We start from the raw sequence: 16,148 nt of genomic DNA on the forward strand, positions 1-16,148 counted from the left end.
GCGGCCGTTTCGCGAAGGCGGTGCGGTCAGGCCGAGGCCGGCCTGCCGCACGCGCCCGCGGCACACGCCGTGAGCCACTGGTCGAAGTCGGCGTCGTAGCGGGTGCCGATGCCGTCGTGGTAGACGGCGTATCCGCCGGTGTAGTCACCGACGCGGAAGCGGGCGAGCATGCGCTGGACGTCGTCGGGGTGCTTCTCGATCATGTAGCGCACGGCGAGGTAGCCCCAGGGGTAGGTGCGGACCACGTCGCTGTTGTCGTAGGTGTTCTCGAAGAGGGTGCTCAGCCGGTAGGTGTGCCTGCCGGCCTCCTGGACCGCCTGGTCGTCGACGAGGCCCCGGTAGCTGTAGGAGACGTACTCCGCGATGCCCTCGATCCACCACACGTCCGGCACCGAGATCTGCCGGCCGAAGTCACCCTTCATGTCGTCGCGGGCGTCCAGGAAGTGCGTGTACTCGTGGTTGAGGTTCCAGACCCGGGCCGGGAAGCCGTCGTCGTAGTTCTTCTGGTACATGATCGACATCGGGTGGTTGTCCGGGTTCGACGGGTCTCCGCCGAGCGTCATACCGCCGTTGTCGGTGCTGATGCCGTACATGGGACCGGCGTACGTCTGGTAGTCGGTGCGGCTGGCGAAGACCACCAGTTGCAGGGTGGAGGCGTACTGGCCCGGTATCGCGCCGCCGGCCCGTACGACCGAGCGGAAGTAGGCGTCCTGGCGGAGCACGCTGGCGCAGGCGGTGTCGAGTTCGGCGGCCGTCAGTGCCTGGGCGCGCAGTGTGACGTCGGCGTCGCAGTGGTGCGTGACGGGCAGGACGGCCTTGTCGAGCTTGTCCGGCAGGTTGCAGACGTCGTAGTAGGCGCAGTTGGCGCTGTCGTAGTAGGCGGCCTGGCTCGCGACGGCCACCCACAGCCCGGCCGTGGGGCCGGTGATCGCGGTCCGCTCCAGCACGTCCTTGGTCAACGGCCCGGCGTCGTCCCGGAGTTCGGTGTGCTCGACGTAACGGGCCAGGTTCATCCCGGCGTTGGAGTCCAGGAAGGCCAGGTCGGTGCCGAGCTGGTCGGTGTTGGCCAGCGCGAAGTCGTACAGGGTGTCGACGATGCGCGGGTCGGCCGCGACCGCCTGTACGTACTGCGGATTCCAGTTGCCGCGCCACAGCGGTGTGTAGACGTCGTTGACGGCCCTGGTCATGCTGTCGATCGAGTCGTAGGAGCTGTCGTAGGCGTTCAGCAGCCGCCGGTAGACGTACAGGTAGCGGCCCTGCTGGTCGGCGCTGTCGGTGAGGATGACGGTCTCGCCGAGGATGTCGCCGTTGGCCGCCGTGACGTCACGGGAGTGGGAGCGGGCGAAGAAGGAGTCCATGCCGCCGGTGACGGCGGTGGTGAGCCGTGAGGTGTACGGGCCCACGTCCCCGGGGTGGTTGAACTGCACGTAGTAGCCGGCGCGCAGGAAGAGGACCAGTTGGAGCAGGCTGCCGGAGTTGTCGCCGCGGTACTGCCCGGCGGTGCGGGTGAAGGCGTTCGCCACGGTCAGCATCTGGGGCTGGCGGAAGACGTCGCGCGCGTCCGTGCCGGTGACCGAGAAGAGCGTGTTGACGCAGGCCGGGGTCGCGGCCTTGACGAAGGAGACGAGTGCGGAGCCGGTACGGCTGCCGAAGTCGGCCGGTGTGCAGGAGGCCGCCTTCGCCGCGGCACCCCGGGCGGGTGTGGTGGACGCCGGTTTCCGCGGCGGCAATTGGGCCGGGATCAGGCGCTTCGCCTGGGCCGCGGGGCGCTCGGTGGCACCGGTGGTCGCGGCGGCGGGCGACGGCACGGGGAGGTGCGTGCGGGGTGCGGCGACCGTGCCGGTCCCCGGCCGGGGTGCCGCCAGTGCCGGGCCGGACAGCAGGCCGGCCACGGTGACACAGACGGCCGCGGTACCGGCGATACGCCCGACCGTGCCTCTGGGGACGCGTCCGGGCAGCGCGAAGCGATAGCGCATCTGGGTTCCTCCACGAAGAAATGCGCCTCTGTGGGGTGTTGAGGCGTGTGAGGCACTGTCCCAGTGAGGAACCCGTCCCAACAATGGCGTGTGACATAGCACATGGCACCGCTCGCTCATAACATCGCGGCACACCCGTGACGCACCTGCGCCACCAAGTCCTTACGCCTTCACGCCCTTACGCACCCGCGACGTTCCAGGTGCGCGAGGCCCAGGACCGCAGGTGCGGGGCCTGGGCGACGAGATCGCGGTACGCGGCCGTGGCGGACTGGAAGAGGGTTTCCACCACCTCGTCGGTGACGGCGTCCGGGCGCCAGGCCAGCACATAGCGGCACCACAGCGGTGAGCCGGCCAGGGGTTTCACCACGACGTGCGGATTAGGCCGGAACGTCGGCTGCACCAGGGACACCCCGAGCCCGTCGGCGATCATGCTCTGCAACTGGGCCTGGTCGCCGAGCCACTCGTGGACGGTGACCGGTGCGAAGCCGGCCGCCGCACAGGCGTCGTAGAACACCCCCGGCCAGCCGGCACCGTCGTCCGGGGTCACGAACCAGGCGTCCTCGGCCAGATCGGCGAGCTGTACCTGGGCGGCCGGCCGGAGCCGGTGCCGGGCGGGCAGCGCGACGAACGTCGGCTCGGTGACGATGCCGCGATGCCGTACGGCGCTCGAGTGCCGCAGCTCCATGCCCGGGTAGTCGGCGGCGATGGCGGCGTCGACCGTACCCTCCTCCAGCAGCTCCACGATCCGGGAGGACGCGTAGACGCTGGTGACCGCGAGGGACAGCTCCGGCAGCCGGGCACGGACCCGCGAGACCGTGCCGGAGAGCACGGGTGAGTTCGTCGCGGCCACGCGCAGGGTCCGCCGCGGGCGGGCTGAGGCCGGCCGGTGCCCGATGGCGGCGGCCCGGGCGAGGACGTCCCGGGCCTGCTCGACGACCTCGGCGCCGTACCGCGTGGGCCGCACCCCGCTCGGCCCGCGTTCGAAGAGCGGCTCGCCCAGGTGGCGTTCGATGCGGCGCAGCTGGGTGCTCACGGCGGGCTGGGAGTAGCCCAGCTGCGCGGCGGCGCGGCCCACGCTGCCCGAGTCCGCGATCGCGCACAGCACCCGCAGATGCCGCAGCTCCAGCTCCATCGGTCCACTCCCCGTTCGCTCCCGCACCCGGTCCGGCGCCCTGGCCCGCGTCCCCTGCGTGACGGGCCCGCCCTCCGTGCCGTACCCCTTGAGCGCGCCCGCCGGCCGCGTCGACCGCCGGCCGCGCCGCCCTGGTCGGGACCGGCGGACCGAAGCGTTCCACGGCCTCCTCCACGGCACAAGTCGCAGGTCCGCCAGGGTGCGGCCGGTCACATCGGACGCGGGCCGGTGTGCGGGCCGGAGCGTCTGCGCACCGGCCCGCACACCGCTCCGGGGCAGGTCGCTGCCGCGGGCGAGGTGGTCGACGTCACGCCAGAGCGGTCATCGGTCCGAGGAGCCGCCGTGCCGCGTCGCGAGTTCGATGCCGCGGACCCTGCGGAGCCAGCCGGCGAACAGCCGGAGCGCGACGCCGCAGCCGGCGCACCAGCCCCAGCCCTCGGTGACGAGGACGTGCACACCGTCCGCGTACTGGATGTACACGACCTGCGCGCCCACGCCCAGCGCGATGAAGCCGTGGGTGCGGGTCTCGGCCGACAGCAGCCAGTCGACGGGCGTCCACAGCGGAGCGGCGAGATCGCTCAGCCGCATCCGGAGCGCGGCCAGGAGGAAGCCGAGGGCGTAGCCCGTCCTGCGCCGCGGGGAGAGGACCACGCCGTTGCCGGGGTCGCCGGCCAGGACCGCGGCCCACTCCTCGCGCAGGTGCGCCCGGCGGCCGCCGGCGACGAAGGAGGCGAAGTCCACGGTCCGCAGCGCGACCCTGCCCACCGGGCGAGCCGGTCGCCCGGTGCCGGCCTCCGCACGATCGTCCTCGGCCGGCTCCGGGGGCCGGCGCAGGGCGACGACCAGCAGGACGACCGCGGCGGCCAGGATCACCAACGCCGTCGCACCGGCGAACACCCAGCCGGCGGTGAGGATGTCCCCGGCGATCGCAGGGGCGGGAGCGAGCGTCTTCAGCAGGTAACCGGCCAGCAGGAAGACCCCCGCCGCCGTGCCGAACAGCACCGGCGTCAACACGACGAGCACGCCGACGAGTTCCGGGCCGACGAGCCGGGGGCGCTGCTCCTCCGCGTTCACGCCGGGCGCCCTTCGACCGCTGTACGCCCCTCGAAGAACCGGGGCTTGCGCTCGCGGGCCCGGCGGGCCGCCAGCCGGCCGGCGGCGGTGAGTTCGTAGTAGTACCGCCGGGGCCGGCCCGGGTGGTCCCCCGTCTCCTCGTACCGGGTGACCCAGCCGGCGGTGACCAGGCGCTCCAGGATCGGGTACACGGTCCCGGAGCCGAGACCGGTCTCCTCGCAGATCTTCAGTCCCCACGCGGGCTCGTCGGCGGTGGACGTCAGGAGGACGCCGATGACCGCAAGTGTCGGTGCGGTCAGCCGAATTGATGCCATGTCACCAGTGAAGCACCGCCCCGGGCGTATGTCGAGAACGACATTCGGGTGGCCGGCGGCCGGTGGCCGCCGGCCGCTGGGCTCAGTGACGCCCCAGTACCTCGGCGACCCGGATGAACCCGTCCGCTCCGTGGCCGAGGCCGATCACCCGGCGAGCCATCCCCTCCACGGCGCGCATCACGCCCGCGTCGATGCCGTGGGACTCGGAGACCTCCACGACGTGGGCCATGGTGGAGGCCGCGGAGGTGACGGGGTTGATCTCACCGGAGTAGGTGCCGCTGTCGGCGTCCTGCGCGAACTGCTCGAAGAGCGGCGGCAGGATCGCACCGATGCCCTGGGCGAAGGGCGCCAGTTCGCCTGCCGTGACGCCCTCGGCCCGCGCGATCGCCACGGCGTGCGCGTAGCCCGCCATCGCCGTCCAGAAGAGGTCGAGGAGCGCGATGTCGAAGGTGGCGGCGCGCCCGGTGTCCTCCCCCAGGTGGGTGTGCGTCCCGCCCAGCACCTCCAGGACGGAGCGGTGCCGCTCGAAGAGATCGCGCGGGCCGCTGTGCAGGAAGACGGCCTCCGGTGTGCCGATGCTGGGAGCCGGGGTCATGATCGCGCCGTCCAGGTAGTCGATGCCGTGGGTTGCCGCCCAGTCCGCGGTGTCCCGCGCCCGGCCCGGGGTGTCGGCGGTCAGGTTGACGACGGTACGTCCCTTCAGTGCGCGGCTGACCTCGTCACGGCGCAGGATCGCGTCGGAGGCGTCGTAGTCCACCACGCAGACGACGATCAACTCCCCTGCGGCCACGGCCTGTTCGGGTGTCCCGGCAACCGTCGCGCCACGCTCGGCCAGTTCGCGGCCCTTGCCCGGCGTGCGGTTCCAGACCGTGGTGCGCAGGCCGGACCCGAGGAACGCGCCCGCCAGCTCGCGGCCCATCGGACCGAGACCGAGCACCGTGACGGCAGGAAGATCCGGAGATGTGAACATGTTGCAACTCCCGTAAACAGTAGGAAAGTCGGCCGGACGGCCGGTGAAGAACCGAAGAACCGAAGAAGCGGTGAGGACGACGATGACGCGCAGCCGCGCACAGGACCCGAACGTCTGCGGAGTGACCGCCGCGATCGCCGTGATCGAGGGCAAGTGGAAGACGTCCCTGCTGTGGCTGCTGGAGTCCGGCCCGCACCGGCCCGGCGAACTGCGCCGCCGGCTGCCGGGGCTGAGCGAGAAGGTGCTGACCCAGGCGCTGCGCGAGATGGAGGAGGACGGCCTGGTGCACCGGGAGGTGCACGATGTGCTGCCGCCGAAGACCGTGTACTCGCTGACCGGGTTCGGCCGTGACCTGGCCGAGGCACTGGACCCCCTGGCCGAGTGGGGCCACCGCCGTCTGGACCGGCTCCGCGAGCGCGGAGCGGCGTCCTGACGCGCCGCGGCTGTCACCTCCCGTTCGTTCTCCGGCAGCCCCTGACCTCGGGAAACAGCCTCTCCCGGCCGGAGGAGGCTGCCAAGTACCCACAAAAAAGTGGGTGTCCCGGTGCTGCCGGCCGTCCCTCTGCAGCCTGGGACGAGCAGACCCCCACTTGCCTAATACCTTTAGGAAGCTGCACAATCGATTACGGCAGGAGGGAGAAAGTTCATGGTGCGCGCAGGCCTCACCACCGAGCGGCTCGTCCGGGCGGGCGCGGAGCTGGCCGACGAGGTCGGCTTCGAGCAGGTCACCGTGTCCGCCGTGGCCCGGCGGTTCGACGTCAAGGTCGCGAGCCTGTACTCGCACCTGAAGAACTCCCAGGACCTGAAGACCCGGATCGCGCTGCTCGCCCTGGAGGAACTGGCCGACCGCGCCTCGGAGGCGCTCGCCGGCCGGTCCGGGAAGGACGCCCTCGGGGCCTTCGCGAACGTCTACCGCGACTACGCACTCGCCCACCCCGGCCGGTACACGGCGGCCCGGCACCCGCTGGACACCGAGACGGCGACCGCAGGCGCGGGCGTCCGCATCGCCCAGCTGACCCGGGCGATCCTGCGCGGCTACGACCTGGCCGAGCCGGACCAGACGCACGCCGTGCGCCTGCTCGGCAGCGTCTTCCACGGCTACGTCAGCCTGGAGGCCGCCGGCGGGTTCAGCCACAGCGCGCCCGACTCCCGGGAATCGTGGGCCCGGATCCTGGACGGCCTCGACTCCCTGCTGCGCAACTGGCCGGCCCACCCCTGAGAGCCACCGGCCCGCCCACCCCCAGACGGACAGAACAGGCACCATGCACACCACCCCCCTGACGGCCGGACTGCTCCGCGGCGCCCTGGACCTGGAGCGCACCGCGCACGGCCTGCTGCCGCACCGGCTGCCCGCCCGCGCCCGCGCCCAGTGCACCGACCCGCAGCTGGCCTTGGCCGAGTCCCAGCCGTCCGGAGTGCGGCTGGCCTTCCGCACCCGGGCGACCACCGTCGAACTGGACACCCTGCCGACCAAGCGGGTCTACGCCGGCGTGCCCCCGCGCCCGGACGGCGTCTACGACCTGCTCGTGGACGGGCGCCCGGCCGGCCGCGCCACGCTCACCGACGGCAGCACCCTCACCATCGACCTGGGCACCGGCACCGCCGAGCACCGGCCCGGGCCGGTCGGCACCGTGCGCTTCACCGGTCTGCCGGACCGCGTCAAGGACGTGGAGATCTGGCTGCCGCACAACGAGCGGACCGAACTGGTCGCGCTGCGCACCGACGCACCCGTCGAGCCCGTACCGGACCGGGGCCGCAGGGTATGGCTGCACCACGGCAGCTCGATCAGTCACGGCTCCGACGCCGCGAGCCCCACCACCACCTGGCCGGCGCTCGCCGCGTCCCTGGGCGGGGTGGAGCTGATCAATCTCGGGCTGGCCGGCAGCGCCCTGCTCGACCCGTTCACCGCCCGGGCGCTGCGCGACACGCCGGCCGACCTGATCAGCGTCAAGCTAGGCATCAACGTGGTCAACACCGATCTCATGCGGCTGCGTGCCTTCGGCCCCGCCGTGCACGGTTTCCTCGACACCGTCCGCGAAGGCCACCCCGGCACCCCGCTGCTCGTCGTCTCGCCGATCCTGTGCCCCCTGCACGAGGACACGCCCGGCCCGACCGCCATGGACCTCGCGGCGCTGGGCGAGGGGCTGGTGCGCTACCGGGCCACCGGGGATCCGGCGGAGCGGGCCGCCGGGAAGCTCACTCTCGGCGTCGTACGGGAGGAACTGGCGCGGATCGTGCGCGAGCGGGCGGACGGGGATCCGCACCTGCACCACCTCGACGGCCGGGAACTGTACGGCGAGGCCGACTTCGCTGAACTGCCGCTGCCCGACGGCCTGCACCCGGACGAAGCCGCACACCGCCGGATCGGCGAACGGTTCGCGGAGCTGGCGTTCGCCGGGGGCGGCCCCTTCACGGACCGCGCCCGCTGACCCGCACCGGCGGCTCACACCAGATGGGCGAAGACGACCAGGTTGTCGGTGTAGTCCCGCACCGAACGGTCGTAGTCCCCGGCGCAGGTGATGAGCCGGGCCTCGGGGCGCGCGGAGTCCGCGTACACCCGTGAGCTGGGGAAGTCGTCCTTGGCGAAGGTCTCGGCGCTGTCCACGACGAACTCCGCCGTACGTCCGTCGGCCCGCTCCACCGAGAACCGGTCCCCGGCCGCCAGTTCGTCGAGGTTGGCGAAGACCGCCGGGGAGGTCACCGTGTCGATGTGCCCGGCGATCACCGAGGTGCCGTCCTCACCGGGCGAGGCACCCTTGGCGTACCAGCCGACCAGGTTGGTGTCGGCGGCCGGCGGGGGCTGGAGCTGGCCCGAGGGGGCGAGGTCCAGTGCGGTGAAGGGCGCGTCCACGCCGATCTTCGGAATGCGCAGGCGGACCGGTGCGGAGCGGGGCAGTGCCTCGCTGAACCGCTGCGGCTCGGCCGGCGTCTCGGCCGGCGTGTCGGCGGGCGCGCCCGAGGTGCGGGGCGGTACCGGCGTGCCGTCCGGCTGCTGGTGACCGCCGAACATGCTGACGGCGAGGACGACGGCCGCCACGCCCCACAGCATCAGCCGCCCGCCGCGGCCGGAGGACCGCTCGTCCGCTCCCGGTTCGGCGGACGTCTTGGGGGACGGTTCTGCTGCCATCGGACATCACCTCACTCGGACACGGCAGCACGGGGATCAGGGCAGGTGCGGCGCCGGGACGGGCCCGGCCGCAGGGGGCGCGGGCCGCCGACACGGCGGGCACGTCGGCGGCGTCCGCAGCCCCTGGGCGGTCCGGCCGTCAGGACGCCGGCTCGGTGGCCTTCCTGCGGCGCAGCGCGTACGCGCCGGCGGCGCCTACGCCGAGCACGGCGAGGCCGCCCGCGGTGACACCGGGTGTGGCGAGACCGCCGCCGCCGGTGTGCATGCCGCCGCGCGGCTTCTCGTGCTCGTCGTCGTCACCCCACTCGCTGCTGCCGCGGCCGCCGCCCTCCTCCTTGTCGCCCTTGCCGCCCTTGCCGCCCCGCTCTTCCTTGTCCCCGCGGCCCTCCTTGTCCTCGTCGTCTCCCTTGTCCCGGTAGCTCTCGGGGTCGAAGCGGCTCTTGTCGCCGCCGTCGCCCCCGGAACCCCATTCGTCGCTGCGCACCGCGGCGAGCGCTCCGCCACCCGTGTGCATTCCGCCGCGCGGCCCGCCGTGTTCCCGGTCGCCGCCGCGCTTGTTGCCGTAGTCCTTGTCGGAGTCGCTGTCGGAACCCTTGCCGCCGTCACGTTCGGAGTCGCTGTCTTGCTCCCTGCTGTAGGAGGAGTCTTCGTTGTCGCCGCCGTGCCCGGCCGCTGGGGCGGCGAACGCGGTGCCGGGAGTGGCGAGGGCGAGGGCCGCGGTGGCGGCCGCCGTGGCCAGGAGCGTGCGGGCAGAGCGCATCATGATGTCCTTCCGCCGTGACCGGGCAGCGGATACCTCATCAGCTGGATGGACCCGGCCCCGACATGAACCACCGTCAGTGAGGGCCCTGACTCCCACCATCCGAGCCGCCCAGCCGTGTCACCACGCCACCCGTCTGCCCCAGCGCGCCTGCCTCGCGGCCCCTCGTCCGGGTCAATCGGCGCGAGCCGGCACGGCACGCCGGAAGGCGCCCGGATCCCGTCCGGCCGTCCGGCGCATCGCGGCGGCGGCGCCGCGCCGGGAAAGGTGCCCCCGGTGACCGCGGGCGCCGGACGGGCGGTCCGGCGCCGCCTGCTCACCGCGGCGGCCGGTGCCCTGCTCGCGGTGGCCGCCGTTGCCGCGCCGGCCCGCGCCGGGGCGGAGGAGGTGACGGAGTATCCCGTCACCACGGCGGCCGGGGCCGCCCCCGCCGGAGTCGTCACCGGGCCCGACCGTGCCCTGTGGTTCGCGGAGCACGGCGCCGGACGGATCGGCCGGATGGCGGCCGACGGCACCGTCACCGACTTCCCGACCTCCGGAGCCGACACCGGTCCGGCCGAGATCACGCCGGGCCGGGACCGCGCCCTGTGGTTCACGGAGACCTCCGCCGGGCGGATCGGGCGCATCACCGCCTCCGGCCGGCTCACCGAGTTCCCGCTGCCCGATCCCGGCGGCGGCCCGGCCGGGATCGCGCTCGGTCCGGACCGGGCCCTGTGGTTCACCGAGGCCGGCGGCAACCGGATCGGCCGCATCACGGCCACGGGACGGGTCACCGAGTACCCGGTCCCCACTCCCGACGCCTCTCCCCACTCCATCGCGGCGGGCGGGGACGGCGCCCTGTGGTTCACGGAGCTGAGCGGCGGCAAGGTCGGGCGGATCAGCACGGCCGGCCGGATCACCGAGTTCCCGGTGCCGGGCGGCGCCCCCTTCCCCGCCGGCATCGTGGCGGGGCCCGGCGGGATGTGGTTCACCGCGTCCGGCACGCACTCGGTCGACCGGATCGACTACACCGGGCACGTCACCCGGTTCCCGCTGCCGGGCACGGACAGCCTGCCGAGCGGCATCACCCGTGGGCCCGACGGCCGGGTCTGGTACGCCGACCAGGCCGGCCGGATCGGCAGCATCACCGCGACCGGCGTGGTCAGCACGGTCGCGGTGCCGGGCGGCGCCGACAAGGTGCCCTTCCGTCTGACGGCGGGTCCCGGACGTGCCGTGTCGTTCACGGAACTGCTGGGCAACGCCCTCGGCCGCGTCCGCATCGCGTGACGCCCGCCCCCTTGTTATGACCGCTGTCATAACGCAGGCTGGGTGCCGACAGGCGAGCCGATGCGGCGGGAGGAAGCAGTGGCGGACGGAATGGCACGGACCCTGTGGGAGCGGTACGAGCCGGTGCACGACCTGGTCTACTTCGCGCCGGAGGCGCACCGGGCGGCGGACGGACTGGGAATGCGCGGGTTCTGGATGGGCTACTTCGCCCTGCGCGCGGCACCGCTCGGCGCGGCGGACCCGTCCGTGGTGACGAGCTGCTTCTACGTCTTCCACCCCGCCCGGGTGGCCCGGGCGCTGCCGGACGCCTGGGGCTACGCGGCTCCGGCGGAGGTGCTGGCGGCCCGTCAGGAGGCGATGGACACGGCGATGACCCGGCTGTTCGGGTCCGGGGTCGTCGGCTCGGCCGCGTTCGGCGAGGCCGCGGACCTGGCCTGGGAGGCCGCGGAGGCCGCGGACACCACGGGCCGGGTGCTGGCCGCCGCCAACCAGGCGCTTGAGCGCCCGGACCGGCCCGCCGCACGTCTGTGGCAGGCCCTGACGACCCTGCGCGAGCACCGGGGCGACTCGCACGTCGCGGTGCTGGTGAGCCTGGGGCTGGGGCCGGTGGAGGCGATGGTGCTGAAGGCGGCGGCCGGTGAGTCCGACGGGGCGTTCCTGCGCGAGACGCGGAAGTGGCCGGAAGCGGACTGGGAGTCGGCCACGGCACGGCTGCGCGCGTCCGGCCGGCTCGCGGCGGACGGCTCGCTCACGCCGGCCGGGGCGGCCGTGCGCGCGGAGGCCGAGGCGCTCACCGACGCGGCGGCCGAGGGGCCGTGGACCGCACTGGGCGCCGAACGCGCCGGACGCCTGGCCGAGCACTTGGAGCCGCTGGCGGAGACCGTCTGGGAGTCGGGACTGCTGCCGCCCGGGAATCCGGTGGGGCTGACCAGGGGGGCGTAACCGGGGCGTAACGGGCGGGGCGGCGGGTCCCGGCCCGGGGTGCCGGGCCGGGGACGCCGTACGGGTGACGGAGTGCCGCGGGTTACCAGGTCACCGGCAGCCGCTCGGGGATCCGCTTCATGAACCCGGTGCGCCAGACCAGTTGGCCCGCCGGTACGGCCAGCGCGAGGTCCGGCAGCCGGTCGAGGAGGACCTCCAGCGCGATACGGGCGTGGGTACGGCCGAGCGCGGTCGCGGGGCAGTAGTGGGCGCCGCCACCGAAGGAGAGGTGGTCGGCGGTGTTGTCGCGGTGGACGTCGAAGCGGTGCGGGTCCGGGAACTTCTCCGGGTCCAGGTTGGCGCCCTCGACCAGGACGAGGACGAGTTCACCCGCCCGGACGTCGGTGTCGCCGAGCCGGACGTCCTCCAGGGCGAGGCGGGGCAGGGCGTCGCCGATGGAGAGGTTCACCCGCAGCAGTTCCTCCACGCCCGGACCGATCAGGTCGGGGCGGTCCCGGAGCAGGTCGCGGGCGATGGGGTGGGTGAGCAGGTAGACCAGGGCCATGGCGAGGAAGCCCGAGGTGGAGATGGTTCCGGCGCCGAACAGGGTGACGCCGACCGTGGCCAGCATCTCGTCGGTGAGGTGTGCGTAGTCGGGGTCGTCGCGCAGGGCGGCGAGTTCGCCCACCAGCCCGTGCGTCGCCGGGTCGTCGAGCAGGGCCGTCATCCGGGCGATGTCCCGGTCCCAGTTGATCCGCGCGCCGGTGACCGGGCACGGGGAGTTCATGAAGGCGATGTCCAGGCTGCGCAGGAAGGCCGGGGCCTCACCCTGCGGGATGCCGAGGATGTGGCAGTGCATCCCGGCCGAGTACGGCTCGCAGAAGGCCCCGCGCAGGTCGGCCGTCGGCCCTTCCGCGACGAGCGTGTCCACCAGCCGGTGGGCCTCCGTGCGCAGATACTCCATCAGACCCGGCGCCTTGGGATTGAGCGCCTTCATCACCGCGCGGCGCAGCCCCGCCCCGGTGATGTTGCCCATGTTGTTCACGACCTCGGGCGGGATCGTGAGCGCGTACTGCCGGGGCACCCCGGGGGCGGAGGTGTCCTTCAGCGAGAAGCGGTCGTCCTTGAGCACCTGGGCGCACAGCTCGTACGACGACACCAGCCAGGCCTCGTCACCGGCGATGGTCCGCACGCGCCGTACGGGGGAAGCGGCGCGCAGCTCGGCGACCTCGGCGGGCACACGGGTGCCGTCCCAGGAGAACGGGAAGTCGAGCAGGGGAGGGTGGTCGGTGCGGGTGTCCGGGGCGGTGGTCATGCCGCGGCTCCTTCCATGGCGGGGGTGACGACGGCGTGGCCCTGGTTGCGTGACGCGCGCAGGCCGGCGCCGCGCGAGTACAACAGCTCGGCCATCGGCAGGAGCTGGTGGTAGCAGTTGAGCGAGGAGGGCACCTTGAGGATGGCCGGGGTGTCCAGGAACAGCGGGGCCTCGGCGCAGACGTACTCCAGGCACACCGCGCGCTGCCGTTCGGTGGGCGACTCGCCCCGCGCGCTGAGGAAACGAGTCACGAGGGCGTCGCAGACGGCCCGGAAGGAGTTGTCGGAGGCGAGCCGCCCCCTGAGGTGCTGATGGATCTCCTGGTAGGCGGGGTTGGTGCGGAATTCCGACATCGGATGCCAGTCCAGCCGGGTGCCGTCCGGGTCGGCCGCCGACACGGCGTCACGGACCTTGGCGCGTACCCCTCGCAGGTTCTTCACGGCCTTGCGGCGGGCCTCGTCCGGCGGATAGCCGGAGGCCTCGTACATCTCGGCGACGTACAGGTCGGTGTAGACGAAATCGACCCGGTCGAAGTTGTCCAGCCCCCAGCGGGCCAGGTCATGCAGGCGTTGGGCGGAAAAGTAGCTGTTGCCCGGGGACACACCGATCACGGCGTGCGCGCCCTCGCCCAGGATGACCTCGCAGTGGGAGGTGTACGGCTGGACTTCGAAAACGTCGGCCATCAGCACGGATGCTGTGGTCACGGGGGAATCCTCCGCCGCGCGCTAGTCCCGGCGGGGCCCTGTGCCCCTGGTGTGGCTGCGCGGCGCCCTCACGCTAGCCGTACGAGATCAGCACGGGTAGTAACTGCCTGGGTTTGGCTGAAAACAGTCGTATCAATGGTTGAACTGCCCTCCCAGGGCCCACCGTTGCAGGTCGTACCCTGGGCCCGTGGTCAACCGAGACGAGGATCCGGGACAGGTGGCGGCCCGGCTCACCGGCCGCCCGGTCAGCGGGACGCGGAGCACCTCCGGGTCCCCCGCGGAGGTGCTGCTGGACGGCGGGACTCCGGTGATGGTGAAGCGCGGCGGCGCCCCAGGGGCGGTGCGCGCCGAGGTGGCGGGGCTGCGCTGGCTGGCTGCCGCGGAGGCGGTCCGGGTGCCCGAGGTGCTCGCGTGCGACGAGCGCTGGATGGTGACCGAGCGCGTACCGACCGGCAGTCCGGGCCCGCTGGCAGCGCTGCATTTCGGCCATGCCTTGGCCGCCCTGCATGCGGCTGGGGCACCCCACTTCGGCTCCGCGCCCCCCGACGGCCCCGAGGGCGCGTTCATCGGCCTGGCTCCCATGCGCAACACGCCCGGCGCCGACTGGCCCTGCTGGTACGCCGGGCACCGCGTGCTGCCGTACGTGCGGGCCGCGGTCGACGGGGGCACTCTCCGCCCCGGCGAGGCCGCCGTGTTCGAACGCGTCTGTGAGCGACTGCCGGACCTGGCCGGGCCCGCCGAGCCGCCCGCCCGGCTGCACGGCGACCTGTGGAACGGCAATGTGCTGTGGGGCTCCGACGGGGAGGTCCGGGTCATCGATCCGGCCGCGCACGGCGGCCACCGGGAGACCGACCTGGCGATGCTCCGGCTGTTCGGCTGTCCGCACCTGGACCGGATCCTGGCCGGCTACCAGGAGGCGGCACCCTTGGCCGACGGCTGGGCCGAGCGCGTGAGCCTGCACCAGCTCTTCCCGCTGCTGGTGCACGTGGTGCTGTTCGGGCGGGGATACGCGGAACAGGCACTGGGCGCGGCCCGGGACGCGCTGGCGCGATGACCGCGGCCGGGACGGGTTCTCACGGTGACCGTGGCCCGGGACACGCTGGCGCGGTGACCGACGCGGCGACCGTGACGAGCGGGAGACCACACGTGCCACACACGCCACACCTGTCATCCACTGTGACATCCAGCACTTCGGCACCATCCGGCCGACGGCGGCCACCAGCCGCCCGCAGCCCTCCGACGAGCGGCGCGTCCGGCACGACACCGTGTTCCGGCGGTTTCGTTTCCGGCCTGCGGTTACACAGCGTAAGGAAACCAATCACCCGTTCGAATCGTATAAGGACGTGAAAGCCTAATCAGGGAGAGACCATGCAACCGTTCACGCTCAACTACGCGCGGCCCGCTGTGCAGTTGGACGTCGCCACTCCGTACGCGTACGACTCCGGGCTGCAGTTGAACATCCTCCCGGACGGGCGGATCGCCGCCACCGACCACGCGACCCTGAGAGCTCTCGGAACCACGACCTCGACCGCAGGTTCCAAGACGCACTTCGACGACTGAACCGCGGGCCCCAAGACGATGACCGTGCTCATCCTGACCAGTGAAGAGGACGTGACGGCGGACATGGTGGTCCTCCGGCTGGGCGAGGCCGGCGTGCCCGTCGTCCGGCTCGACCCCGCCGACCTGACCAACGGGGTGGCGCTGTCGGGCGAGTACGTGCACGGCGCCCGCCATGGACATCTGTCCGTCGGCGGGCGCCTGGTGAGCATGAACGGCCTGCGCGCCATCTGGGTCCGCAGGCCCGGAACCCCGGCCGCCCGCGCCGCGCACCCGTCCGCCTGGCTGGCGGAGGAGTCGTCGCAGGCGCTGTACGGCATGCTGCGGTGCAGCGACGCCCGCTGGATGAACCATCCGGACGCCGCCCGCCGCGCCCGGCACAAACCCTGGCAGCTGCACCTCGCCCAGCGCTGCGGCCTCCCCGTGCCGGCCACTTTGATCACCACGTTCCCGCAGGCCGCGCGGGAGTTCGCGGAACGCTTCCCGGACCTGGTGGTGAAGCCCGTCTCCGGTGCGCATCCGCAGGAACCCCCGCGGGCGGTGCCGACCAGCAGGGTGGCTCCGGACACCGATTTCACGGCGGTGGCCTTCGGTCCGACGCTGCTGCAGCGGCGGATCGCCAAGCGGGCCGACATCCGGCTCACCGCCGTCGGCCGCACCCTGCTGGCCGCCCGCAAGCCCGCCGACCCGGACGCCCGTCCCGAGGACGTGGACGTCCGCTTCGCCCCGTCGGTCTCCCCCTGGCTGCCCGTGGACGTGCCGCCGCGCGTCGCCGAGAGCGTGCTGCGCTACCTGGCGGACGCGGAACTGGCGTACGGCGCCTTCGACTTCGCGGAGGACGCGGACGGGATCTGGTGGTTCCTGGAGTGCAACCAGTCCGGCCAGTTCGGCTTCGTCGAGATGGACACCGGCCAGCCGATCGCCGCGACGATCGCCGACTGGCTGGCGGGGAACGGCGATTCCGGCCGCAGGTGTGCGGAGGGCGACCGGAGCGCGGCGTCTTGAGCGTGCGGGGTACGGCTCGGAGAAGGG

Annotated in this window: 17 protein-coding genes; 8 read left to right on the top strand and 9 right to left on the bottom strand. The window is 73.0% G+C overall.

Annotated elements, in window-relative coordinates:
* Positions 1 to 26: 26 nt before the first annotated feature.
* The 5 genes from JK359_RS11470 to JK359_RS11490 all read right to left on the bottom strand — a co-directional run bounded on the left by JK359_RS11470 (position 27) and on the right by JK359_RS11490 (position 5,466).
* Positions 27 to 1,976 (bottom strand): collagenase, encoded by a 1,950-nt coding sequence (locus JK359_RS11470; protein ID WP_201834558.1) that lies wholly within the window; start codon positions 1,974 to 1,976, stop codon positions 27 to 29.
* Between the two features lie 178 nt (positions 1,977 to 2,154).
* On the bottom strand, positions 2,155 to 3,108 hold the full coding sequence (locus JK359_RS11475) for a LysR family transcriptional regulator (protein ID WP_201834560.1): 954 nt from the start codon (positions 3,106 to 3,108) through the stop codon (positions 2,155 to 2,157).
* Positions 3,109 to 3,429: 321 nt separating this feature from the next.
* Positions 3,430 to 4,182, bottom strand: a complete 753-nt coding sequence (locus JK359_RS40110) for a hypothetical protein (RefSeq protein ID WP_201834562.1) — start codon at positions 4,180 to 4,182, stop codon at positions 3,430 to 3,432.
* The gene (locus JK359_RS11485) at positions 4,179 to 4,496 is read right to left on the bottom strand and encodes a PadR family transcriptional regulator (protein WP_201834564.1); all 318 of its coding nucleotides are present in this window, start codon (positions 4,494 to 4,496) and stop codon (positions 4,179 to 4,181) included. Before JK359_RS11485 ends, JK359_RS40110 begins: the two co-directional genes overlap by 4 nt.
* Positions 4,497 to 4,578: 82 nt before the next feature.
* Positions 4,579 to 5,466, bottom strand: a complete 888-nt coding sequence (locus JK359_RS11490) for an NAD(P)-dependent oxidoreductase (protein WP_201834566.1) — start codon at positions 5,464 to 5,466, stop codon at positions 4,579 to 4,581.
* 82 nt (positions 5,467 to 5,548) lie between these two features.
* Here JK359_RS11490 and JK359_RS11495 point away from each other — a divergent pair, with 82 nt between their 5' ends.
* The 3 genes from JK359_RS11495 (at position 5,549) to JK359_RS11505 (ending at position 7,895) form a co-directional block, all read left to right on the top strand.
* The gene (locus JK359_RS11495) at positions 5,549 to 5,899 is read left to right on the top strand and encodes a winged helix-turn-helix transcriptional regulator (protein ID WP_201834568.1); all 351 of its coding nucleotides are present in this window, start codon (positions 5,549 to 5,551) and stop codon (positions 5,897 to 5,899) included.
* A gap of 213 nt (positions 5,900 to 6,112) precedes the next feature.
* A complete protein-coding gene (locus tag JK359_RS11500; protein WP_201834570.1) occupies positions 6,113 to 6,685 on the top strand; it encodes a TetR/AcrR family transcriptional regulator in 573 nt (190 codons plus the stop codon).
* 43 nt (positions 6,686 to 6,728) lie between these two features.
* Positions 6,729 to 7,895, top strand: coding sequence for a GDSL-type esterase/lipase family protein (locus JK359_RS11505; protein ID WP_201834572.1), 1,167 nt, complete (start codon positions 6,729 to 6,731; stop codon positions 7,893 to 7,895).
* 14 nt (positions 7,896 to 7,909) lie between these two features.
* Here the strand turns inward: JK359_RS11505 and JK359_RS11510 are convergent, their stop codons facing one another.
* Positions 7,910 to 8,593: a class F sortase gene (locus tag JK359_RS11510; RefSeq protein WP_201834574.1), complete on the bottom strand. Its 684-nt coding sequence runs from the start codon at positions 8,591 to 8,593 to the stop codon at positions 7,910 to 7,912.
* Between the two features lie 139 nt (positions 8,594 to 8,732).
* The gene (locus JK359_RS11515) at positions 8,733 to 9,353 is read right to left on the bottom strand and encodes a hypothetical protein (RefSeq protein WP_201834764.1); all 621 of its coding nucleotides are present in this window, start codon (positions 9,351 to 9,353) and stop codon (positions 8,733 to 8,735) included.
* 276 nt (positions 9,354 to 9,629) lie between these two features.
* On the opposite strand from JK359_RS11515, the gene JK359_RS11520 reads away from it, so the two are divergent.
* The gene (locus JK359_RS11520; RefSeq protein ID WP_201834576.1) at positions 9,630 to 10,619 is read left to right on the top strand and encodes a Vgb family protein; all 990 of its coding nucleotides are present in this window, start codon (positions 9,630 to 9,632) and stop codon (positions 10,617 to 10,619) included.
* 90 nt (positions 10,620 to 10,709) lie between these two features.
* A complete protein-coding gene (locus JK359_RS11525; RefSeq protein WP_236677622.1) occupies positions 10,710 to 11,561 on the top strand; it encodes an SCO6745 family protein in 852 nt (283 codons plus the stop codon).
* An 82-nt stretch (positions 11,562 to 11,643) separates the two neighbouring features.
* Here the strand turns inward: JK359_RS11525 and JK359_RS11530 are convergent, their stop codons facing one another.
* Together JK359_RS11530 and JK359_RS11535 are read right to left on the bottom strand one after the other, a co-directional pair.
* Positions 11,644 to 12,855, bottom strand: a complete 1,212-nt coding sequence (locus JK359_RS11530; RefSeq protein ID WP_201834580.1) for a cytochrome P450 — start codon at positions 12,853 to 12,855, stop codon at positions 11,644 to 11,646.
* Entirely contained in the window at positions 12,852 to 13,559 is a 708-nt protein-coding gene (locus JK359_RS11535) for a cyclodityrosine synthase (protein ID WP_307788066.1), read from the bottom strand. Before JK359_RS11535 ends, JK359_RS11530 begins: the two co-directional genes overlap by 4 nt.
* 217 nt (positions 13,560 to 13,776) lie before the next feature.
* Between JK359_RS11535 and JK359_RS11540 the strand changes: the two genes are divergently transcribed.
* From JK359_RS11540 to tgmB, 3 genes are all read left to right on the top strand, one after another.
* Positions 13,777 to 14,613, top strand: a complete 837-nt coding sequence (locus JK359_RS11540) for a fructosamine kinase family protein (RefSeq protein ID WP_201834768.1) — start codon at positions 13,777 to 13,779, stop codon at positions 14,611 to 14,613.
* Positions 14,614 to 14,927: 314 nt separating this feature from the next.
* Positions 14,928 to 15,119: a putative ATP-grasp-modified RiPP gene (tgmA, locus tag JK359_RS11545; protein WP_201834581.1), complete on the top strand. Its 192-nt coding sequence runs from the start codon at positions 14,928 to 14,930 to the stop codon at positions 15,117 to 15,119.
* Positions 15,120 to 15,137: 18 nt separating this feature from the next.
* Positions 15,138 to 16,121 carry an ATP-grasp ribosomal peptide maturase gene (tgmB, locus tag JK359_RS11550; protein WP_201834582.1) on the top strand — a complete coding sequence of 328 codons (984 nt, stop codon included), beginning with the start codon at positions 15,138 to 15,140 and terminating at the stop codon, positions 16,119 to 16,121.
* Positions 16,122 to 16,148: the final 27 nt, after the last annotated feature.

The sequence above is a fragment of the Streptomyces actinomycinicus genome, from assembly GCF_016741775.1.
GTDB lineage: Bacteria > Actinomycetota > Actinomycetes > Streptomycetales > Streptomycetaceae > Streptomyces > Streptomyces actinomycinicus.